Annotated in this window: 17 protein-coding genes and 4 tRNA genes; 8 read left to right on the top strand and 13 right to left on the bottom strand. The window is 71.5% G+C overall.

Translation table 11 applies throughout. The features are described 5' to 3' along the window. Positions 1-23 precede the first annotated feature (23 nt). The gene (locus ACVKXF_RS08680; protein WP_340196122.1) at positions 24-926 is read right to left on the bottom strand and encodes an SDR family oxidoreductase; all 903 of its coding nucleotides are present in this window, start codon (positions 924-926) and stop codon (positions 24-26) included. Further along, positions 926-1,666, bottom strand: a complete 741-nt coding sequence (locus ACVKXF_RS08675; protein ID WP_340196123.1) for an SDR family oxidoreductase — start codon at positions 1,664-1,666, stop codon at positions 926-928. The genes ACVKXF_RS08680 and ACVKXF_RS08675 overlap by 1 nt, the downstream gene beginning before the upstream one ends. Positions 1,667-1,763: 97 nt before the next feature. On the opposite strand from ACVKXF_RS08675, the gene ACVKXF_RS08670 reads away from it, so the two are divergent. Continuing rightward, positions 1,764-2,489 carry a TetR/AcrR family transcriptional regulator gene (locus ACVKXF_RS08670; RefSeq protein WP_456795474.1) on the top strand — a complete coding sequence of 242 codons (726 nt, stop codon included), beginning with the start codon at positions 1,764-1,766 and terminating at the stop codon, positions 2,487-2,489. After that, positions 2,486-2,986 (top strand): VanZ family protein, encoded by a 501-nt coding sequence (locus tag ACVKXF_RS08665; RefSeq protein ID WP_456795473.1) that lies wholly within the window; start codon positions 2,486-2,488, stop codon positions 2,984-2,986. Before ACVKXF_RS08670 ends, ACVKXF_RS08665 begins: the two co-directional genes overlap by 4 nt. 77 nt (positions 2,987-3,063) lie before the next feature. Here ACVKXF_RS08665 and ACVKXF_RS08660 read toward each other — a convergent pair whose 3' ends face one another. The 4 genes from ACVKXF_RS08660 to ACVKXF_RS08645 form a co-directional block, all read right to left on the bottom strand. Continuing rightward, positions 3,064-3,600, bottom strand: a complete 537-nt coding sequence (locus ACVKXF_RS08660; RefSeq protein ID WP_456795472.1) for a hypothetical protein — start codon at positions 3,598-3,600, stop codon at positions 3,064-3,066. A gap of 87 nt (positions 3,601-3,687) precedes the next feature. Continuing rightward, a tRNA-Val gene (locus ACVKXF_RS08655) sits at positions 3,688-3,762 on the bottom strand. Positions 3,763-3,810: 48 nt separating this feature from the next. Further along, positions 3,811-3,884: transfer RNA gene (locus ACVKXF_RS08650), tRNA-Cys, on the bottom strand. An 82-nt stretch (positions 3,885-3,966) separates the two neighbouring features. Continuing rightward, a tRNA-Gly gene (locus ACVKXF_RS08645) sits at positions 3,967-4,038 on the bottom strand. 374 nt (positions 4,039-4,412) lie between these two features. Between ACVKXF_RS08645 and ACVKXF_RS08640 the strand changes: the two genes are divergently transcribed. The 5 genes from ACVKXF_RS08640 to ACVKXF_RS08620 all read left to right on the top strand — a co-directional run bounded on the left by ACVKXF_RS08640 (position 4,413) and on the right by ACVKXF_RS08620 (position 10,793). After that, a tRNA-Val gene (locus tag ACVKXF_RS08640) sits at positions 4,413-4,485 on the top strand. A 100-nt stretch (positions 4,486-4,585) separates the two neighbouring features. After that, on the top strand, positions 4,586-6,121 hold the full coding sequence (locus tag ACVKXF_RS08635) for a DUF3375 family protein (RefSeq protein ID WP_456795471.1): 1,536 nt from the start codon (positions 4,586-4,588) through the stop codon (positions 6,119-6,121). Beyond that, entirely contained in the window at positions 6,118-6,897 is a 780-nt protein-coding gene (locus tag ACVKXF_RS08630) for a DUF4194 domain-containing protein (protein ID WP_456795470.1), read from the top strand. The genes ACVKXF_RS08635 and ACVKXF_RS08630 overlap by 4 nt, the downstream gene beginning before the upstream one ends. After that, positions 6,894-10,259, top strand: coding sequence for an ATP-binding protein (locus ACVKXF_RS08625; RefSeq protein WP_456795469.1), 3,366 nt, complete (start codon positions 6,894-6,896; stop codon positions 10,257-10,259). The genes ACVKXF_RS08630 and ACVKXF_RS08625 overlap by 4 nt, the downstream gene beginning before the upstream one ends. A 234-nt stretch (positions 10,260-10,493) precedes the next feature. Beyond that, entirely contained in the window at positions 10,494-10,793 is a 300-nt protein-coding gene (locus ACVKXF_RS08620; RefSeq protein WP_123312681.1) for a hypothetical protein, read from the top strand. A gap of 200 nt (positions 10,794-10,993) precedes the next feature. On the opposite strand, the gene ACVKXF_RS08615 is transcribed toward ACVKXF_RS08620, so the two are convergent. Then, a complete protein-coding gene (locus ACVKXF_RS08615) occupies positions 10,994-12,457 on the bottom strand; it encodes a peptide MFS transporter (protein ID WP_222657601.1) in 1,464 nt (487 codons plus the stop codon). Positions 12,458-12,672: 215 nt separating this feature from the next. Here ACVKXF_RS08615 and ACVKXF_RS08610 point away from each other — a divergent pair, with 215 nt between their 5' ends. After that, positions 12,673-14,784 carry an acyl-CoA dehydrogenase family protein gene (locus tag ACVKXF_RS08610; protein WP_456795468.1) on the top strand — a complete coding sequence of 704 codons (2,112 nt, stop codon included), beginning with the start codon at positions 12,673-12,675 and terminating at the stop codon, positions 14,782-14,784. Between the two features lie 253 nt (positions 14,785-15,037). On the opposite strand, the gene csrA is transcribed toward ACVKXF_RS08610, so the two are convergent. Genes csrA through fliQ form a run of 6 tightly spaced genes read right to left on the bottom strand, consistent with a single transcriptional unit; the run spans position 15,038 to position 20,524 of the window. After that, complete coding sequence (gene csrA / locus ACVKXF_RS08605; protein ID WP_222661101.1) at positions 15,038-15,307, bottom strand: carbon storage regulator CsrA; 270 nt, start codon at positions 15,305-15,307, stop codon at positions 15,038-15,040. 4 nt (positions 15,308-15,311) lie between these two features. Further along, positions 15,312-16,265 carry a hypothetical protein gene (locus ACVKXF_RS08600; RefSeq protein WP_456795467.1) on the bottom strand — a complete coding sequence of 318 codons (954 nt, stop codon included), beginning with the start codon at positions 16,263-16,265 and terminating at the stop codon, positions 15,312-15,314. Then, the gene (locus ACVKXF_RS08595) at positions 16,240-18,294 is read right to left on the bottom strand and encodes a flagellar biosynthesis protein FlhA (protein ID WP_456795466.1); all 2,055 of its coding nucleotides are present in this window, start codon (positions 18,292-18,294) and stop codon (positions 16,240-16,242) included. Before ACVKXF_RS08595 ends, ACVKXF_RS08600 begins: the two co-directional genes overlap by 26 nt. Beyond that, a complete protein-coding gene (locus tag ACVKXF_RS08590; protein WP_396288309.1) occupies positions 18,291-19,484 on the bottom strand; it encodes an EscU/YscU/HrcU family type III secretion system export apparatus switch protein in 1,194 nt (397 codons plus the stop codon). The genes ACVKXF_RS08595 and ACVKXF_RS08590 overlap by 4 nt, the downstream gene beginning before the upstream one ends. A 6-nt stretch (positions 19,485-19,490) precedes the next feature. Beyond that, positions 19,491-20,249: a flagellar biosynthetic protein FliR gene (locus ACVKXF_RS08585; RefSeq protein ID WP_123312688.1), complete on the bottom strand. Its 759-nt coding sequence runs from the start codon at positions 20,247-20,249 to the stop codon at positions 19,491-19,493. Then, complete coding sequence (fliQ, locus tag ACVKXF_RS08580; RefSeq protein ID WP_123312689.1) at positions 20,249-20,524, bottom strand: flagellar biosynthesis protein FliQ; 276 nt, start codon at positions 20,522-20,524, stop codon at positions 20,249-20,251. The genes ACVKXF_RS08585 and fliQ overlap by 1 nt, the downstream gene beginning before the upstream one ends. Between the last annotated feature and the right edge of the window lies 1 nt (position 20,525).

The raw sequence follows: 20,525 nt of genomic DNA, 5'->3' as shown, positions 1-20,525 counted from the left end.
TGGGGGTCCGGACGTTCCGGGGGTCAGGGTGCGGCGTTCGGGGACAGGAGGTCCTCGATGCCGACGCGGCGGTAGAACTCGGCTCGGATGCGGTCCGCGACGGCCGAGACGACCTCGCTGCCGTCGTGCGAGGGATCGATGTGGACGCGGTACGGACGACCACCGCCGGGCAGGTCCACGACCCGTACGATCTCGTCGGCAACGTCCTGCACGTCGGCGCCCGTCGGCACGGTCTCGGCGAGGCGGCCGGTCAGGTCCCGCCGGAGCGCTCCGTACTCCTCGTCGTGTGCAGCGACGCGGTCGGCGTCCGCCGGCACCGCGGCGTTGGTGAAGTGGTTCGTGCCCGAGGTGAAGGCGCCCGGGACCACGATGGTGGTGTCGATGCCGAAGCGGACGAGTTCTGCGGCATAGCTCTCGGCCAGGGCGTCCAACCCGGCCTTCGCCGCGAAGTACGGCGCCAGGAACGGCGGGTGCCCGCCGCGGGTCGACGAACTGCCCACCCAGACGACCAGTCCGGACCGGCGGTCACGCATGTGGGGCAGGACGGCACGGGCGACGCGCTGGGCGCCGACGACGTTGACGTCGTACAGCGCCGCGAACTGCTCCGGCGTGAACGCCTCGGCCGGGCCGTAGGCCATGTGTCCGGCGTTCTGCACGAGGACGTCGATGCGCCCGTGTGCACGGACGACGGTATCGACCGCGTCCTCGACGGACTGCAGCGACTGGACGTCGAGCTCGACGGCGCCGAGCTGCAGCGCCTCACGGTCAGCGAGGTCCTCGAGCGCCCGGCGAGCGGTCGCGTTCCGACCGTCAACGGCACGCATCCCCGCGACGACGACGTTGCCTGCCCGTGCGAGCGACTCCGCCGTCAGACGACCGAAGCCGCTCGAGGCTCCGGTGACGAGGACGACCCGCGGCGTGGGCATCAGACCATCCCCCCGTTGGCGCGGATGGTCTGCCCGTTCACCCAGTGTCCGTCCGGTCCGACCAGGAACGCCACGACGCCGGCGATGTCCTCCGGGGCGCCGAGGCGCTCGAGGGGCGGTACCTTCGCCAGCGTGTCGATCTGCTCTTCCGTCTTCCCGTCGAGGAACAGCTCGGTCGCCGTCGGCCCCGGAGCGACCACGTTCGCCGTGACGTCACGGCCACGGAGCTCCTTCGCCAGGATCAGCGTCATGCCCTCTGCCGCGCTCTTGCTCGCGACGTAGGCGCCGTAGGTGGGGAACTGCGTCCCGACCACCGAGGTCGACATGCCGACGAACGCGCCACCGGAGCGGAGGCGACGAGCCGCCTGCTGCGCGACGACGAAGGTGCCGCGGATGTTCGTCCGGTGCAGCGCGTCGAGGACCTCCAGGTCCTGGTCGGCGATCGTCGACAGTGCGAGGCGCCCGGCGGAGTGCACGACGACGTCGACGCCACCGTGGTCGGCCTCGACCTGGTCGAACATGGCGGCCACGGCGTGCTCGTCGGCGACGTCTGCCTGCACGGCGACCGCGCGTCCGCCGGCTGCTGTGATCTCCTCGACGGTGGCCGCGGCAGCTGCCGTCCCGCTCGCGTGGTTCACGAACACGGTGAAGCCGTCCGCTGCCAGACGGGAGGAGACCGCGCGGCCGATCCCGCGCGAGCCGCCCGTGACGATGGCAACGCGTGCAGAAGTGTGAGCCATGGGGTGTCCTTTCATTGATACGCGCTCGTCGTTTCGGCGCTACGCCAGAACGTAGCATGACTACGATCGGCGCTACAAGCTGCGCTACGATCACGGCATGGCTCGTTCTGACGAAACACTTCGCAACGCGCTGCTCAGCGCGGCGGAGGAGCAGCTGGTCGCGTCTCCGGACGGGGACATCGCCACCCGAGCGGTCTGCGAAGCAGTCGGTGTGACACAGCCCGTCCTCTACCGGATCTTCGGCGACAAGCGTGGTCTCCTGGACGCCCTCGCCGAGACGGGTCTGCAGCGGTACACGCAGCGGAAGGCCGAACTCGAGGCGTCGGATGACCCGTCGGTGGACCTGCGCCGCGGCTGGGACGACCACCTCGCCTTCGCCCGCGAACACGCCGCGCTCTACCGGCTGATGTTCGCTCCGCGACCGTGGGCGAACAGCGCTGCCCGCGACGGACTGACCGTCCTGCTCGAGAGGACACTGACGCGCTGTGCCGCCGCCGGCCTGCTCCGCGTCGACGTACCCGTCGCGGCGACGATGTTGCTCGCTGCCAACGTCGGACTCGCCCTCGACCGGATGAGCACACCCGCGCGGCACGAATCCGGCATCGCCGCCGACGCACTCCGCGACGCAGTCCTGAGCGCGGTCCTGGTGGTGCCGCCCGGCCCGGGTCACGACGACCTCGACGCAGCACCCCTCCGGCAGCTCCGCGCGCGGCTCGACGCCGGCGGCTCGAGCGCGCTGCTGCCCGAGGAAGCCGCACTCATGCGAGTGTGGCTCGACCGACTCGATCCGCGGAACGATCGCGGCCACGGAGGATCCCGATGATCTCCACCTTCCTCGTCGAGCACGCGCCCCTGGTCCGCGTCGCCTTCTGGGTCGGCGTCACCGTCGCCGCGGGCCTGGCCTGGGCGCTCCACCGCCTGCGGCTCCGTGGTGTGATGCTCGGCCTGTCCGGGTTGTCGTTCATCGCGGTGCTCGTGCTCACGCTGCTGCCCGACGGCGCTCGGCCTGACGGCGTCGCGTGCACCGTGCAGTTCTCCGTGCCGTTCCAGGGCCTCGACACGCTCGCCAACGTCGCGATGCTGCTGCCGCTCGCACTCTTCCTCGGCACGGCGACGAACCGACCGCTCTCCGTCCTCGCCGGCGCGGTCGCCCTCTCCGCTGTCATCGAGGTCGTCCAGGCGCTCGCCCCGGTGCTCGGCCGGCGCTGCGACACGAACGACTGGTTCATGAACAGCGTCGGAGCGGTGCTGGGGGGGGCGATGGCGCTCGCCATCTGCGCGATCGACCGACGGCGACGGGCTGCCTCCGTCTCCGCTTGAGTCGTCGCCGGCGTCGGCCGCCTCGGCGCCGACGCGGGCGTCGGCTTCGACGCGATACCGCCCGGCGGTCCACCGCGTCAGGTCGCTCGGTGCGGTTCGGTTGCCTCACGACGGTCGAGCTCGGCGAGCATCGCGGCGGTGTTCCGCAGCACCTTCGGTGTCTGCACGAGGGTGACGACCAGGATCACGAGGAACATCGCCGCCGCGAACCAGAAGACCGGACGCCCGGTGACGGCGAGGGACACCTCGAGCGCCATCAGCACCACGAACACGACGGGCCCGAACCACCGCTGCCGGCGGTACTGCTGCTGGTAGTGCGTGAGCGCCTGGCGCCACTGCGCCGGGTCCGCATCAGCGGGCAGTTCGCCGCGCCGCACCGCTCGACCGAGTGCACGATCACGCGCGGCCGGGCCGACACTGCGACGTTGCCGACCGATCCAGAGCCCGAAGAGCACGCCGAACACCGCGCCCGTGACCACACTCGCGGCGACTCGGATCCCGACGGGGACGTCGGCGGGCATGGTGACGAACGTCGACAGGTACCAGAACCCGCCGAACGCGACCGCGAGGACGATCATCACGGCCCACAGCGGCCACCCACGCATCGAATCCACCTCGCCATCGTGCCAGCAGGACGCGGCGATCGCCCGGAATACAAGAAGCCCCCGGCCGGACCTGGTGGTCTGCCGGGGGCTTTCTCGTGGTGGGCGATACTGGGATCGAACCAGTGACCTCTTCCGTGTCAGGGAAGCGCGCTACCGCTGCGCCAATCGCCCAGATTCCCTGTCTGAACCGGGGTTCGTACAGGATCTGGAGGGTGTTGCTGGAGGTGGGGACGGGATTCGAACCCGCGTGGACGGCTTTGCAGGCCGCTGCCTAGCCTCTCGGCCACCCCACCATCGAGGTTCACGTCTCCGTGAGTACCCGAACGGTGGGATACCCTCTGGTGAGTCGCAGGGCTTCGAGAAGCCCCACACTCGAGCGGATGACGAGATTCGAACTCGCGACCCTCACCTTGGCAAGGTGATGCGCTACCACTGCGCCACATCCGCACTTGTCTTTCCGCTGTCGCGGCGACGACGTAAACTCTATACGAACCCGGGCGCTTCCACCAAAATCCTTCCCGTTCACCGGGCGTGTCCCCCGAGTTCATGCGGATCCGGCCGGTTCGAGCCCCCTCGCACGGCGCAGTCTTTGCCATGTGGTGCGCGGTTGTGTGCTCCGTGCCTGCTCTCAGCCCCGCACCATGCGGTCAAGCTCGCACCGAGGCGCCAAGGCCGCACCGTGCGAACGCGCCCCAACGCCGCACGGTGCGCCGCTGCACGGTGCGCCGCTGCACACGCACAGCGCGCCACACCCGGGCAGCGCGTCGTGTTCGGAGCACCGCGAGACATCCGCTACTATCGACTCGCACGAACAGTGCAGGGGGCGATTGGCGCAGTTGGTAGCGCGCTTCGTTCACACCGAAGAGGTCATCAGTTCGAGTCTGGTATCGCCCACCCTTGAGACAGAGCCCGACGCAGCAGCGTCGGGCTCTTGTCATCTCACCGGCCCGCAGCACGCGGGACGCACCATCAGCACGATCGGACGAAGGGGCGCATGACCGACGTCGACCTCGAGTTCGCCCGGGTCCGAGCGGTCCTCGACCGTCCGACCCTGCGGCTCATGTCCCGCCCGACGAGCGCGACGGTCCTCGCCGTGTTCCGCACGGTCTTCGACCGCGACGTCCAGTACGTCCCCGCCGACCGCATGCACCTGCAGGTCGAGGAGCACGTCGCCCGCCTGCAGGCCTCGGGCGCGCGCGTACCCGCGAGCGACCAGCACGAGCAGAGCGAGCAGGACCCCCGACCGAACGGCCGCGCCCTCTGCCGTGAGTGGGTGGCGGCCCAGTGGCTCGTGCGCTCCAACTCCCCCGACGGCGACGAGCAGTACTCCCTGACGAGCCACGCGCTCGAGGCCCTGAGCCTCGTCGACGCACTGTCCGCCGACCGTGCCCTGATCAGCGAGAGCCGCCTGGCGATGATCGTGGACGCCGTGCACCGCTGGGCCGCCCGCGCCGAGCCCGACCCCGACGTGCAGATCCGCCGCATCGACGCCCAGATCGCCGAGCTGCAGGCCGAGCGCGAACGCCTCGAGCACGGGGACGACGTCGTCACCGTCGAGGACGACCGGATGCGGGACGGCTACACGAACATCTCCGACCTGATCCGGCAGCTCCCGAGCGACTTCAAGCGCGTGGAAGAGGCCGTCGCGACGATGCACCGCTCGATCGTCGAGGACTTCCGGCAAGAGGTCCGTCCGATCGGCGAGATCCTCGACGACTACCTCGCACGCACCGACAACCTGATGCAGGCCACACCGGAGGGCCGCGCGTTCGAGGGCGCCTTCGAGCTCCTGCGCGACGACGCGCTGTTGCTCCGCCTGCGGGACGACATCGCGACGATCCTGTCCCACCCCTTCGCCGAGGGCCTCGGCGCCGGTGAGCGTCGCGCGTTCCGCAACACGGTGACGATCCTCCGCCAGGGCATCGAGGACGTCCTCGCCCAGCGCCGCCAGCTCACGGCCACGCTCCGCGACCAGATCGTCGCCCACGACGTGGTCCGCGACCGCGAGCTCGACGCCGTCATCCGTTCGATCAACCGCGGGCTCGCCACCCTGATGGACCAGGGCGGTGCGCGCGACCGCATCCCGCTCCCGCTGCTGCCGGCATCGGCCGAGGTCGGCACCCTGCGCGAACGCTTCTACGACCCGGACGCCGAGTCGGTGCCGCCGCCCATCGAGGAACCCGACGACGACGTCTTCGAGGACCTCGACGTCGAGATGCTCCGCAAGCACGGCGGCCCGCTCCTGACGGAGCTGCGCGCCGCACTCCGGTTCGCCGAGGCCGACTCGAGCGTCGACGCGTTCCACGGGCTGCCGCCCGAGCAGCGTCGACCGGTCGAGTTGTTCGGCCTCGCCCACCTGCTGACGGGGCGCGACGACTTCGAGTCCGCCGCGCACCTCGCCGAACACCGCACGGTGCGCCCGGACGGCAGCCCGGTGACCTTCCACATGCCCACCGCGGCGCTCGCTGCGGAGCGCACGCCGGCCGGCGAACCCCACGACGACACACAGAACGCACAGGAGGCACGGTGAGCGACACGACGCCGGCACCGGTCGACGAGACGGTCCCCTACGACGACCCCGCAACAGTCCTGCAGGAGGACGAACGCGACGAGTCCAGCTTCGCCCTCTTCGAGGGCGACGAGGGTCGGCTCGACGAGCACCAGCGCCGCGCCCTGGTGGCGCTGCTCCGCCACTCGTACGTCAGCTCCCGCACCCACCCCGACGAGTGGCGCGCGGTGCTCGACGGCGAGTACCAACTGCGGTCGCGCCTGAACGACCTGTTCCTCGAGCTGCACGTCGACCGCGACCGCGAGGTCGCCTGGAAGCGCCAGGCCCGCTCGGAGAGCCAGCGCCGTCCGTTCCCCACGCTGCTGCGCGACCTGCCGTACACCCGCGAGGAGACGATCGTCCTCGTCTACCTGCGGATGCGGCTGCGAGCCGATGCCCGGCCGGGGCCGGACCAGGTCGTCGTCGACCGCTCCGAGATCCTCGGGCACGTCGCCGGGTTCCGACCGGCCACCGCGACCGACCGCACCCGTGACGAGGGCCGTGTGGCGAAGGCCGTCGAGCGCCTCGTCACGGCGCGGATCCTGATCCGCACGTCCGACCCGGACCGCTTCCGGGTGGCGAGCGTCGTCGAGGTGCTGCTCCCCCTGGAGCGCCTGCTGGAACTGGACACCTGGTTGCGGACCACCACCGCGCAGGAAGTGGCGACCGCCCCGGGCGGCGAGCCGACCGACGGAGCCGACCCGGGCCTCCCGACTGACGACACCGACACCGACGACGAAGGCGAGACGGAAGCGTGACCGACACGTTCGAGATCCCGGCGCTCTTCGACACGGTCGCGCAGTGGCGCGCCGAGTCGATGCAGGTCGTCAACTGGGGCGGGTTCCACGGTCACCGCCAGGTCGAGCTGTCCGGCACCGCGACGCTCATCTCCGGCGCGTCCGGCACCGGCAAGTCCACGCTCATGGACGCGTACCTGGCCGTGATGATGCCGTCCGACGTGCCGTTCAACGGCGCCTCGAACGACGCCACGACCGGGCGTGCCCGCAGCGCCGACCAGCGCAACCTGCTCACGTACCTGCGCGGCAAGGTCGACACCCGCCGCGACCCCGAGTCCGGCGCCCTGCGCGACGTGAACCTGCGCGGCGACGACCAGACCACCTGGGGTGCGGCCGCGGTCACGTTCCGGAACGACGACGAGCGCCGCTTCACGGTGTTGCGGGCGTACATCGTGCCGAAGCGCGCGCGGGGCGTCGGCGACATCCAGATGACCATGGCCACGGTCGACGACACCTTCGACCTGCGTCGTCTCGAGGAGTTCGTGCCGACGCGGTTCCACCACCTCGAACTGACCGGTCGTGTTCCCGGCCTCGTCATCCGCGACACCTACCAGGAGCTCGCGTACACGCTGCAGACCCGGCTCGGCATCGGCGACTCCGGTGGCGGCAACCGGGCGATGCGCCTGCTCGCGCGCATCCAGGCCGGGCAGCACCTGCCGACAGTCGACGCGCTGTACAAGTCGCTCGTGCTCGAGACCCCCGGCACCTACGAGGCGGCCGACCGTGCCCTCGCGCACTTCTCCGCGCTCGACGAGGCGTACGAGGCGATGGACACCGAGGAGCGCAAGGTCCGCATCCTCTCCCCCATCACCGACCTGCACGACGAGATCGAACGCTCGAAGGCCGCGGCCGAGGCGCTGGACGGCATCGCCACCGGTGCCGAGGTCTCCCCGTTCGCGCACTGGACGGCCTCGCGGAAGCGCGATCTGCTCGACGCCGAGGTCTCGCGGAACGCACGGGAGCGCACGGCATCGCGCGCCGAGGTCGCCGCTGCCGAGGCCCGGCACGCCGCCGTGGAGATCGAGCTGCGCGACGCCGAGGCGCGGCTGCGCGACCAGGGCGGCAACGCGCTCGCCCAGCTCGAGGACCGCATCGACCGCCGCACGCGCGAACGCGACGCCGTCGTCCGCACCCGGGCGACGTTCGACGAGCGCACAGCGGTGCTCGGCACGTCCGTCGCGACCGAGGCCGACTTCACTGCCGCGCAGCGCAGCTCGCACGAGTTCCTCGGTTCCTACGCTGCTTCGCGCTCGTCGTTGGACGACCGCCGTGACGCCCTGACGCGCGAGGAGTACCCACTCCTCGACCGGGAGCGCTCACTGCGGCAGGAGCGGCAGTCGCTCGAACACCGCCAGGGCGCGATGCCGCTGCCGATGCACGAGGCCCGGCTCGCGATGGCCCGGGCGGCCAGCATCGACCCCGCAGACCTGCCCTTCGTCGCGGAACTGCTCGACGTGCGGCCCGGCGAGGAGCGCTGGCGCACGGCGATCGAGTCCGTGCTGGCTCCCGTCGCCCGCACCCTGCTGGTCGACCAGGACCGGCTGGGCGCGTTCAGCGAGGCGATCGACGCACTCCGCCTGCCGGTCCGCGTGCAGTTCGAGGGTGTGCCGACCGGTCCGCACCTGGACCTCGACGGCGACCCCGCGATGGTGTCCGGCAAGCTCGCGATCAAGCACTCGCCGTTCAGCACCTGGGTGCGCGAGCGGATCGAGTCCGAGCGCACCGACGCCCGCTGCGTGACCGACGCCTCCGAGCTCGGCGGCGGTGGCCGGCGCGTCACCGAGTCCGGCCAGCTCCGCGACGGTCGTCGTGGTGCGCACGGCGACCGGCGCCAGGCCAACGTCATCGGCTTCACGAACGAGGCCCGCGTCGCCGCCGTCGAGCAGGAGCTCGCGTCGATCGCGCAGGACCTCGCCACGCTCGAGGCCCGTCGCACCGACGTCGCACAGGACCTCACCGCGCTCGACGTCCTGCGCGCCGCCCACCAGCACGTCGTCGACGTGACCTGGGACGCCATCGACGTCGAGGGGGTCGAGACCTCGTTGGCCCGACTCGACGAGGAACGCCAGGCGCTGCTCGCCGCCGACGACGGCCTGCGGACGCTGCGCGCCTCGGTCGCCCGCCTGCGGAAGTCGCTCGACGAGACCGCCGACCGACGCTCCGCAGCACGGCTCTCCGTGCAGCGGCTCGAGGAGCGCCACGCGGTGCTCGTCGACGGTCAGGACGCCGCAGCCGAGATCCTGTCGCGTTTCGACGACACCCCCGAGTCGTTGCCCGACGACGAGCAGTCGCGACTGCTCGCCGAGACGTTCGCCGAGGTCGGCGCCCCGGACGGCGTGGACGGCTTCGACGACGCCACACGACGGCTCCGACGCCGGCTGGAGGAACGGCTGTCGCAGGCGCTCGATGGTGCCGCAGCGGCCTCGACGTCGCTGACGCTCACGTTCCAGCGGTACCAGGACGCCTGGCCGGACCCGAACCTCGGCACCGGCGTCGCGTCCTACCCGGACTACCACGCCATCCTCGACCAGATCGTCGCGACCGGACTGCACGCACGCCGCACCGAGTGGCGTCGGCGGCTGTCGCAGTGGAGCGGCGAGGACCTCGTCCCGCTCGCCGGCGCGTTCGACCGTGCCGTCGTCGAGATCGAGGAGCGTCTCGAGCCGGTCAACGAGATCCTGCGGGACCTGCCGTTCGGCGCGAACCGCGACCGCCTGAAGATCCAGATCCGCCGGGTGACGCGCGAGGACGTCACCGCGTTCCGCCGCGAGCTCCGCGCCCTGTCCGCCTCGGTCGACTCCGAGCTGACCGACGACGTGCTCGAGACCCGGTTCCGCCGGCTCCGGCGCTTCATGGCCGTCATCCGCCCCGACCCCGACGCCGCCCGTGGTCGCACCACGCAGCGCGACGCCGTGCTCGACGTCCGACGGCACATGGAGATCACGGCCGTGCGCTACGACACGTCGGGCGTCGACCTCGGCGTCTACTCGTCGCTCGGCGACAAGTCCGGTGGTGAGACGCAGGAGCTCGTGGCGTTCATCGTCGGTGCGGCGCTCCGGTACCAGCTCGGCGACGAGACCCGTCCCCGTCCCCGGTTCGCCCCGGTGTTCCTCGACGAGGCGTTCATCAAGGCGGACTCGGAGTTCGCCGGCCGAGCGGTCACCGCGTGGCTCCGGCTCGGGTTCCAGCTGGTGGTGAGTGCGCCCCTCGACAAGGTCACGGCGCTCGAACCGTCGATGGAACGGCTGCTCTCGATGCGCAAGCACCCCGAGACCGGCCACTCGTCCATCACCGAGATCGCCCGCATCCCCGCCGACGCCTGACCTGGGGCGCGGGTGTCGTCCCCGAGGTTCCAAAATCTCGGAACCTCGGGCGCCCCAACGGGCATCCGTGGAACCCGGACGGAACGCGCGCGGCATGTCGTGGAACCTCGGCGATGCCCCGGCGGCATGTCGTAGAACCTCGGCGGCGCCCTCGGCGGTACCCCGTCCGCAGGTCGTCGAGCCTCGGCCAGCAGAACGGAGGTGGCTGATCGGCGCGCACGCTACGGTGATGGCGTGTTCGGACGACGCTCCCCCAAGCCCCGCCCCGACGACGCCCCCGGCCTCGGCATCGGCGCGCTCGTGCAGGTCATCGACTCCGCGCAGGGCGGCGAGCGGTGGGCCGACGAGCCGATCGGCGTCATCGTGGCTCCCGGCGGCAACCAGATCGTCGGGTACCCCGGTGTCGGCGAACCGTTGTCGTGGACGGTCGCGTTCGAGGAGCCCGTGTACACGAAGGACGGCCGCGGCCCCTTCGAGCGCGCGACCGTCCTGAGTCGTCAGTTGGTGCCGATCACGACCGGCAGCGGCGAGTAGCCCAGCGGGCTCAGTACTCCTCGGAGCCGCTCTTCATCATGGCGGCGACCGCCATGCAGCAGCCCACACCACCGAGGACGCCGATGCCGATGATGATGCCGGCGATGAGTTCGAGCATGGGGTGACTCCTTGGTTGCTTCGGCCGTGTGGCTTCCCTCAGGTTAGCGGATGCGCGACGGATCAGCGGAAGCCGCGACGGATCAGCGGATACCGCGCATGAGCTTCAGGACCGGCTTCGCCAGGACGAGCAGGACCACACCGACCGCCACGGCGACGAGACCGAGGATCGTGAAGTAGGGGGCCTCGTCCGCCGGGTCGTAGTAGCGCGACAGCACCCCGGTGACGGCGGTGCCGAGCGACACCGACAGGAAGAAGAGCGCGACCATCTGCGTCTGGAACTTCGGCGGCGCGAGCTTCGTGGCGACGGACTGCCCGACGGGTGACAGCAGCAGCTCGGCCAGCGTGAAGACCAGCAGGATCGCGACCAGGGCGAGCAGGGGCGTGCCGTTCTGACCCGAGTTGACGAACGGCAGGAACAGCAGGAACGCGACACCCATGATCCCGGTGCCGAGGGCGAACTTCGTCGGCGTGGACGGCTGGCGGTCGCCGAGCTTGGTCCAGAGTGCCGCGAAGACCCCGGACAGCACGATGATGAAGACCGGGTTGATCGACTGCACCCACGACACCGGCATCTCCCACCCGAACAGCGAGCGGTCCAGTCGCTCATCGGAGTAGACGGTGACGACGGTGAACTGCTGCTGGTAGAGCGACCAGAACACCGCGCTGCCGATGAAGAGCGGGATGAACGCGAACACCCGCGAGCGCTCCTGCGCGGTGATGCCGCTCGTCAGGATGACGACGAAGTAGCCGATCGTGGCGAGGATCACTATCGCGACGACCACGGTGGGCAGGTTGCCGACGTTCAGCAGCCCGGTGAGCACGGCGACCACGACCACACCGAGGGCGACGACGACGCCGACACCGATCAGCGGCAGGCGTCGGCGGTCGACCGGGTTCGTGACGTGGCGGACGGTGTCGGGCAGGTTCTTGCGCCGGATCGCGTACTGCACCAGCCCCGCGGCCATGCCGACGGCGGCGAGCCCGAAGCCGTAGTGGAAGCCGAGCGAGCTCTGCAGCAGGCCGGTCAGGAGCGGTCCGAAGAACGCTCCGAGGTTCACGCCCAGGTAGTACAGCGAGAAGCCGGCGTCACGACGGGGGTCGTCGCGGCTGTAGAGCCCACCGACGATCGTCGTGGCGGTCGCCTTGAGCCCGCCGGACCCGAGCGCGATGAGCACGAGGCCGACGCCGACGCCCGCGACCCCGGGGATGAGCGCCAGGGCGATGTGCCCGAGCATGACGACGACCGCGCTGCCGAAGAGCGTGCGGTCGGCACCGAGCAGCCGGTCCGCGATCCACGCACCGATGATGGTGAACAGGTAGACGGCGCCGCCGTAGGCGCCCATGATCCCGCTCGCGACACCCTTGTCGATCCCGAGGCCGCCCTGCGTGACGGTGTAGTACATGTAGATGAGGACGATGCCCTGCATCCCGTAGAACGAGAACCGCTCCCAGAGCTCCACCGCGAACGGTGTCGACAGCTCGAACGGCTGTCCGAAGAAGGTGCGTTTGGGCTTGGGATCGTGTCCCGTGGTGGAGCCTGACATGTCGGCCAGTCTGCCCCGCGGGCCGGTGGCACGCCCAATCGTCGATGGGTGCTCAACAAATCCGGCGGCCGGGCCGCTTGGAGGGTTCCCACCAACGCGGCCGGTCCGCGTGGACCAGGGTTGTACGCCCCGCACCGCGTTCCGCCGGCTGTCGGGCGCGGTGTCTAGCGTGGGTCGTGCAACACCGGACACCGCAGTTCAGGAGGACTCCGACCATGGTCGACACCGCATCCGCGCAGCACACCGGCACCCAGAAGGCGAAGCAGGACGCCGGCGAGGACACGAGCAACACCGCGAGCACGAACAACAGCGCGAGAACGAGCACGAACACCGACGTCCGCATCGACGTCGACATGGTCGAGACCCTCCTGCTCGGCCGCTGGGCCGAGGACCGCCGCATCTCGCGCCGCCTCGTGCTCGACCCCGCACTGCACAAGACCGAGGGCCTCGGCACCATCGAGCACCGCGCCCGCGCGTTCGAGCAGCTGCAGATCCTGGTGGACGCCGGTGCGATCCAGCGCCCGTACCCGCGCGAGCTCGGCGGCCAGGACAACCACGGCGGCAACCTGGCGGCGTTCGAGGAGATCACCACCGCCGACCCGTCGCTGCAGATCAAGGCCGGCGTGCAGTGGGGCCTGTTCGGCTCCGCGGTGCACCACCTCGGCACCGCGCGGAACCACGAGGAGTTCCTGCCCGGCATCATCGGGTTCGACGTGCCCGGCTGCTTCGCGATGACCGAGACCGGCCACGGTTCGGACGTGCAGAACATCGCCACGTCGGCCACATACGACCCGGCGACGCAGGAGTTCGTCGTCCACACACCGTTCCGTGGGGCGTGGAAGGACTACATCGGCAACGCGGCCCTGCACGGCAAGGCGGCCGTCGTCTTCGCGAAGCTCGTCACCCAGGGCGTCGACCACGGCGTCCACGCCTTCTACGTGCCGCTCCGCGACGACGACGGCGCGTTCCTGCCCGGCGTCGGCGGCGAGGACGACGGCGTCAAGGGCGGTCTGAACGGCATCGACAACGGCCGGCTGCACTTCGACCACGTCCGGATCCCCCGCACGAACCTGCTGAACCGCTACGGCGACGTCGCCGAGGACGGCACCTACAGCTCGCCGATCGGCTCCCCCGGTCGCCGCTTCTTCACGATGCTCGGCACCCTGGTGCAGGGCCGCGTGTCGCTCGACGGCGCCGCGGTCGTCGCGCAGAAGATCGGGCTGCAGATCGCGCTCACCTACGCCATGCAGCGTCGGCAGTTCCCGACGGCCGGCGGTGTCGAGGGCGTCCTGCTCGACTACGGGCGGCACCAGCGCCGGCTCATCCCCCGCCTGGCGACGGTGTTCGCGCAGTCCTTCGCGCACGAGCAGCTGCTCCGCACCTTCGACGACGTGTTCAGCGGGCGTGCCGACACCCCGGAGCGCCGCGAGGACCTGGAGACCCAGGCCGCCGCGTTCAAGTCGCTGTCGACGTGGTCCGCCCTCGACACCCTGCAGGAGTGCCGCGAGGCCTGCGGCGGCGCGGGCTTCCTCGCCGAGAACCGCCTGACGAGCCTGCGTGCCGACCTCGACGTCTACGTCACGTTCGAGGGCGACAACACCGTCCTGCTGCAGCTCGTCGGCAAGCGGCTGCTCACCGACTTCCGGAAGCGGGCGCCGCGCGATGCCGCATCGACCGCGAAGTTCGTCGCCGCCCAGGTCGGCGTGAAGCTCGCGGACGCCTCCGGGATCCGCCGCCTCGGGCAGACGGTCGCCGACCGCGGGTCACTCGCGGCGAGCGTCACCGACCTGCACGACCCCGCCACCCAGCGGGCGCTGCTCGCCGGCCGAGTGGACACCATGGTCACCGAGATCGGGCTCCGGCTGAACACCGCCGGCAAGGACCGCGCCCGTCAGGCCGTGCTCCTGAACCGGTCGCAGCACGAGCTCATCGAGGCCGCGCGCGCCCACGCCGAGCTCATGCAGTGGGATGCCTTCACCGAGGCGCTCGCCGCGGTCCCCGAGGGCGACACCCGCCGGGTGCTCGTGTGGCTGCGCGACCTGTTCGCGCTCGGACTGCTCGAGCAGCACCTCGACTGGCACCTGGTGCACGGCCGCCTGAGCGCACAGCGCGCCCGTGCGGTCTCGGCGTCGATCGACCGGCTCGTCGCGCGGCTCCGTCCGGTCGTCCCGCAGCTCCTCGAGACCTTCGGCTACGAGCCCGGCCACGTGCGGGCGCCCATCGCGCTCGGGGAGGAGCAGGCGCGCCAGGACGAGGCCCGTGCGTGGTTCGCCGCCGAGGCGGCAGCCGGACGGCTCCCCGAACAGGAGAAGAAGCCCCGCGCGTAGCCGCCCGTCGTTCCGTCCGGTCCGCGCCCCGCCAGCGTCGTGGGGGCCCCCCCAGGCCGGGGGCGCGCCCCCCCCCCCCGGGGGCGCACCCCCCCCCCCCCCCCCCCCCCCCCCCGGCCGCCCGCCCCCCCCCCCCCCCCCGCCCCCCCCCCCCCCCGGGCCCCCCCCCCCCCCCCGCCACGGGGCGCGATGCCACCACGGCGCGCGCGGCCGCCACGGGGCGCGATGCCACCACGGCGCGCGACGGCCCGGACTACGCCCGGTCGGCCCCGCCGCGGTCGCCGAGCGCCGCGCGCAACCGCGCCTCGGCGTCGTCTCCGGAGGCACCGGACGCCCCGGCAGCCGCGGCGGCCTCGGCGTTCGCCTCGGCGACCGCGCGCACGACCTCTTCGCGCTGGATCTTCACCCCGCGTGGTGCGTCGATGCCGATCCGCACGCCGTCCCCCCGGGCGTCGAGGACCGTGATGACGATGTCGTCACCGACGAGGATCCGCTCGCCGACCTTCCGCGTGAGTACCAGCACCCGCTCAGCCTAGCGACAGGACGGGGACCCCCAGCAGGTCGACGGAGTCCGGCGTGGCGGTCTCCCCGGCGCCGATCGCGACGACGCCGGCCACCGGCAGCCGTGCGGCCACCGCGGAGACCATGGCCGCCGAGTCCTCTGGCTTCCGGCCGACGTCGACGACGACCCAGACCTGGTCCGCCTCGATCCGGTCGCCCGTGGCGCGGTCGTCCCAGGCCGCCACGGCGAGCACGGCGTGGCCGTCGCGCACGCCGTCGGCGCGGGCGAGGATCGCGGACCGTCGGTCGGCGGCGTCGGTCGGCCGCAGTGCGTGCCGGACGGCGAACAGGCCGGCGGCGGCGTCGACGTCGTTCGGTCGACCGACCAGCAGCACCAGGTCACCATCAGCAGACCGCACTGCCGGAACAGCAGACCGCGCGGCAGGAACAGCAGATCGCGCGGCAGGGGCCGTGGGCCGGGCCACGGGCACGGCGGGTGCGGCGTCGGGGACGGTGGCCGGGCCTCCTGGCAGGGTGTCGGCAACGGCCTGGAGGCGCGGGTCGACGTCCGCAGACCCGTCCGGCTCCGGCAGGACGCGCGTCGGGCGCGGGGCGCTCCCCGTGATCCCGTCCGCCACGAAGCCGTCGAGCACCGACGCGAACGCGTCGGCGCGCGTGGTCGCGGTGCCGTCACCACCCGCGATGCGGGCCTCGGCCTCCTCGGCGTCGGCGAGCAGCGCCGCGATCCCGATCCGCTGGACGGGCGAGTCGGCGATGACCACGCGTGCGGTCGGGGTCTCCCCCGGTTCCGGCACCTCGACGGTGGCCTCGACGTGCGCCTTGCGGAACAGCCCGCCGATGCCCGGCGTGGTGACCCGCTCGGCGGCGACGATCCGTGCGCCCGCGCCGAACTCGGTCCGGACGGCGTCGCGGACCTCGTCGAGCGTGGCGCCGCTACGCTGCAATCGGGTCGGCGGCACGGACCACTCCCACGGTCTCGATGGTGGAACCCGCGGCGGTGGCCTCCTGGTACGACAGCACCGGGAGCCCGTTCGACTGCGCGGCGACCATGCGGTGCACGGCCGGTCGGAGCTGCGGGGCGCAGACCAGGACGGCGGACAGGCCCTGGTCCTCGACGCTGCGCACGGCGTCGCGGACGGACCCGAGCACCTGCTCGATGCGGTGGGCGTCGAGGACGATCTGGCTGCCCTGCTCGGACGGCCGCAGGCCCTCGAGCATCGACTGCTCGAGCAGCGGGTCGATCATGATGACGCGGAGCGTGCCCTGGTCGGTGTAGCGGGCGGCGAGGGCGGGACCGAGCGCGGCGCGGGCGGCCTCGACGAGTCCCTCGGGGTCGGTGGACGCCTTGGCCCGCAGCGTGAGGGCCTCGCAGATCCGGCCGAGGTCGTTGATCGGCACCCGCTCGGCGAGCAGGCCCTGCAGCACGCGCTGGAGTTCGGCCATCGAGAGCATGCCCGGCACGAGCTCCTCGACCGCGGCGGGGTTGACCTGCTTGACGCCCTCGGTCAGGACCTTGACGTCCTCGCGGGTGAGCAGGCGGGCGGCGTTGTCGCCGATGACGGCCTGCAGGTGCGTCACGAGGACGGACACGCGGTCGATCACGGTGGCGCCGGTCATCTCGGCGGCGTGCCGGAGTCCGGCGGGCACCCACTTGCCGGTCAGACCGAACACCGGCTCGACCGTCGAGGCGCCCGGCAGTCCGTCCAGGTGGTCGCCGAGCGCGAGCACGCTGCGGGCCGGAGCGGTGCCGCGGCCGGCCTCGACGCCGGCGATCCGGATGGCGTAGGTGGACGGTGGCAGGTCGATGCTGTCGCGGGTGCGGACCGGTGGCACGACGATGCCCATGTCGACGGCGATCTTCCGGCGGAGCGCACGGACGCGGCCGAGCAGGTCGTCGGAGGCGCCGGACACCATGTCGACCAGGTCGGGCGCGAGGAGGATCTCGAGGGCGTGCACCCGCATCTGCTCGATGAGGTCCTCGGGGGTGTCGCCGGTGGGCGCTGCGGCCTCGAGGGCCTGCTGCTCGGCGGCGGCCGACTCGGCGTTCGCGGCGTTCCGGCCGATGCGCCAGGCCGTGAACAGCAGCGTCGCACCGACGAGCAGGAACGGCAGGATCGGCATGCCGGGGATGAACCCCATCGCGATGGCGGCGACGCCGGCGATCATCAGCGCGTTGCGTGACTGCGACAGCTGCGTCGCGGCCGAGGCGCCCATCTCGGACTCCGCGCCGGAGCGGGTGACGATCATGCCGGTGGACACCGCCATGAGCAGCGCCGGGATCTGCGTGACGAGGCCGTCGCCGATGGTCAGGATGCCGTACTTCGACAGGGCGTCGGTGGCGGAGAGCCCGTTCTGCAGCATGCCGATCGCGATGCCGCCGACCAGGTTGATGATGATGATCAGGATGCCGGCGATCGCGTCGCCCTTGACGAACTTCGAGGCGCCGTCCATCGCGCCGTAGAAGTCGGCCTCGGCGGAGACCGCGGCCCGGCGGTCCTTCGCCTGCTGGTCGGTGATGAGCCCGGCGTTCAGGTCGGCGTCGATCGCCATCTGCTTGCCGGGCATGGCGTCGAGGGTGAACCGTGCCCCGACCTCGGCGACGCGCTCGGCGCCCTTCGTGACGACGACGAACTGGATGACGATGAGGATCAGGAAGATCACCGCGCCGATGATGATCGACCCGGACACGGCGACGTGGCCGAACGCCTGGATGACGTCGCCGGCGAAGCCCTCGCCGAGCACGAGGCGGGTGGACGCGACGTTCAGGCCGAGGCGGAACAGCGTCGCGACGAGCAGCAGCGACGGGAACACCGAGAAGTCGAGCGGCTTCTTCACGAACAGCGTCGTGAGCAGGATCACCAGCGCCAGCAGGATGTTGCAGATGATCAGGAAGTCGAGCAGGAACGACGGCACCGGCAGGATCAGCAGCAGGATGATGCCGACGATGAACACCGGGACGACGAGCTTCGGCAGGTCCTTGCGGTTCATGCGGGGAGTCCTTCGGTCTGGTTCGCTGCGGTGCGCGGTGGGCGGAGCCTGCGGGGGCGGAGGTCGCCGGTGAGCGTCGCCGGGTCGATGACGCTCGCGACCTCGTCGGGCGTGGTCGGCCGCGGTGGTGCGTGGGTGCCGGCCGCTGCACCGCGGGCCTTGAGCGCCATCACGAACGACAGCACCCGGGCCACCGGCGTGTACAGGTCGACGGGGATCTCGTGCCCGAGCTCGCACGCGGCGTGCAGGGCACGGGTGAGCGGGACGTCGCGGACGATCGGCACGCGTTCCTCCTCGGCACGGGCGCGGATGACGTCGGCGACCGGGCCGGCGCCCTTCGCGACCACCCGCGGTGCGGCCTTGCCCGGCTCGTACTTGAGCGCGACGGCGTAGTGCGTCGGGTTCGTCATGACGACGTCCGCGGTGCCCACGGACGCGATCATCCGGTTGCGGCTCATCGCGAGCTGACGGGAGCGGCGTTGGCCCTTGACGAGCGGGTCACCGTCGCTCTTCTTGTGCTCGTCCTTGACCTCGCGCTTGGTCATCATGGTGCGCTTGCGGTTGCGGCGGATGACGACGAGCACGTCGATCGCTGCGAGGACGAGCCCGGCGGCGATCGCGGCGCGGAGCAGGGTGCCGGCGCCGTCCGCTGCCGCCTCGAGCACGGCGGACAACGGCAGCGAGCCGCTCGTCATGAGCACGGGCATCAGGCCCTGCACGGCGAACCAGAGCACGAGCCCGACGACGGCGGTCTTCAGCAGGGCCTTCGCCCCGTTCCAGAGCGCCTGGACGCCGAACACGCGCTTCAGGCCCGCGATGGGGTCGAAGTGCGACGCCTCCGGTGCGAGCTTCCGGATGTGCACCCCGCCCTGCGCGACGGCGGCCGCGGTGACCGCGACGAGGACCACCGCGAGCATCGGTCCGAGGGTCGCGCCGACGCTCGCCATCGCCTCGCCGAACACGTGGTTCATGGTGCCGATGGTCGGGTTCGCGATGACGGACTGCACGGCGACGAGCTGCGCGGTGCCTGCGGCTGCCGCGTTGCCGATCATCGACGGCACCATGAGCGCGACGACGGCGATGCCGATCCACGCACCGAGGTCCTGGGACCGGCCGAGCTGGCCCTTCCGGTGGACCTCCTGCATGCGCTTCTGGGTGGCCTTCTCGGACTTCTCACCACTGTCGGACACGGCGCCTCACCCCCGTCCCGTGATCGCCTGCACGGCGTCGCCGGTCAACGACGACACCACCGAGGGCAGCGCCATGAAGAGCGCACCGGCGAACAGGACGGTCAGCCCGATCTTGATCGGGAACCCCATCTGGAACGCGTTGAGGGCCGGCGCGACGCGGGTGAGCAGACCGAGGCCGACGTCCGCCAGGAACAGCACGACCACCAGGGGCCCGGCGATCTGCAACGTCGCGAGGAACATCTGCGACATCGCCGCCACGAGGGCGTGCGCCAGACCGTCGACGGCGAACGCCCCGGTCAGCGGCACGGCGTCGAAGGACCGCACGAGCCCACCGACGATGAGCTGGTACCCGCCCGAGGTGAACAGGAGCGCGAGCGCAGCCATCTGGAACAGCCGGGTGAACTGGGCGCCGTTGACCTGCGACTGCGGGTCGAACGCCTGTGCCAGCGTGAACCCGCCGAACAGGTCGATGAGCGCACCGGCGGACTGCACCGCGGCGAACACCAGGAACACGAGGAAGCCGAGCGACAACCCGACGACGAGCTGGGTGAGCAGTGCGAGCAGGAACGGCCCGGTGGCGAGCGACTCGTACCCGACGGCGACGCGCGGGGCGACGCCGATCGCCAGGCCGAGCCCGAGGATCACCTTCACGGTGCCGGGGAACGCCCGGTACGAGAACGGCGGCGCGATGACGAAGAACGCGACGAGCCGGACGCCGGCGAGCATGGTCGCCTCCAGACGGTCGGCGTCGACGCTGAGCTCCATCAACCGCTCCCGAGCAGCTTCGGGATCATGTCGAAGGCGACGTGGGTGAACGCCACCATCTCCGAGATCATCCAGTTGCCGCAGATCACCAGGGCGATCGCGACCGCGACGGCCTTCGGCACGAACGAGAGCGTGACCTCCTGGATCTGGGTCACGGACTGGAACAGCGAGATCGCGAAGCCGACGACGAGCGACGTGATGAGCACCGGCGCCGCGAGCTTCGCCGACACGAGGAGTGCCTGGAGGACCAGGTCGATGACGGCCTGCTGGTTCATG

The sequence above is a fragment of the Curtobacterium sp. PvP017 genome (assembly GCF_054060195.1).
This window is presented reverse-complemented; position numbering and strand designations above follow the sequence as displayed.

What these genes read in the sequence shown, in the direction of transcription:
- ACVKXF_RS08680 (WP_340196122.1), bottom strand. Translation starts at nt 926, where the DNA reads ATGCCCACGCCGCGGGTCGTCCTCGTCACCGGAGCCTCGAGCGGCTTC.
- ACVKXF_RS08675 (WP_340196123.1), bottom strand. Translation starts at nt 1,666, where the DNA reads ATGGCTCACACTTCTGCACGCGTTGCCATCGTCACGGGCGGCTCGCGC.
- ACVKXF_RS08670 (WP_456795474.1), top strand. Translation starts at nt 1,764, where the DNA reads ATGGCTCGTTCTGACGAAACACTTCGCAACGCGCTGCTCAGCGCGGCG.
- ACVKXF_RS08665 (WP_456795473.1), top strand. Translation starts at nt 2,486, where the DNA reads ATGATCTCCACCTTCCTCGTCGAGCACGCGCCCCTGGTCCGCGTCGCC.
- ACVKXF_RS08635 (WP_456795471.1), top strand. Translation starts at nt 4,586, where the DNA reads ATGACCGACGTCGACCTCGAGTTCGCCCGGGTCCGAGCGGTCCTCGAC.
- ACVKXF_RS08615 (WP_222657601.1), bottom strand. Translation starts at nt 12,457, where the DNA reads ATGTCAGGCTCCACCACGGGACACGATCCCAAGCCCAAACGCACCTTC.
- ACVKXF_RS08610 (WP_456795468.1), top strand. Translation starts at nt 12,673, where the DNA reads ATGGTCGACACCGCATCCGCGCAGCACACCGGCACCCAGAAGGCGAAG.
- ACVKXF_RS08595 (WP_456795466.1), bottom strand. Translation starts at nt 18,294, where the DNA reads ATGAACCGCAAGGACCTGCCGAAGCTCGTCGTCCCGGTGTTCATCGTC.
- ACVKXF_RS08585 (WP_123312688.1), bottom strand. Translation starts at nt 20,249, where the DNA reads ATGGAGCTCAGCGTCGACGCCGACCGTCTGGAGGCGACCATGCTCGCC.
- fliQ (WP_123312689.1), bottom strand. Translation starts at nt 20,524, where the DNA reads ATGAACCAGCAGGCCGTCATCGACCTGGTCCTCCAGGCACTCCTCGTG.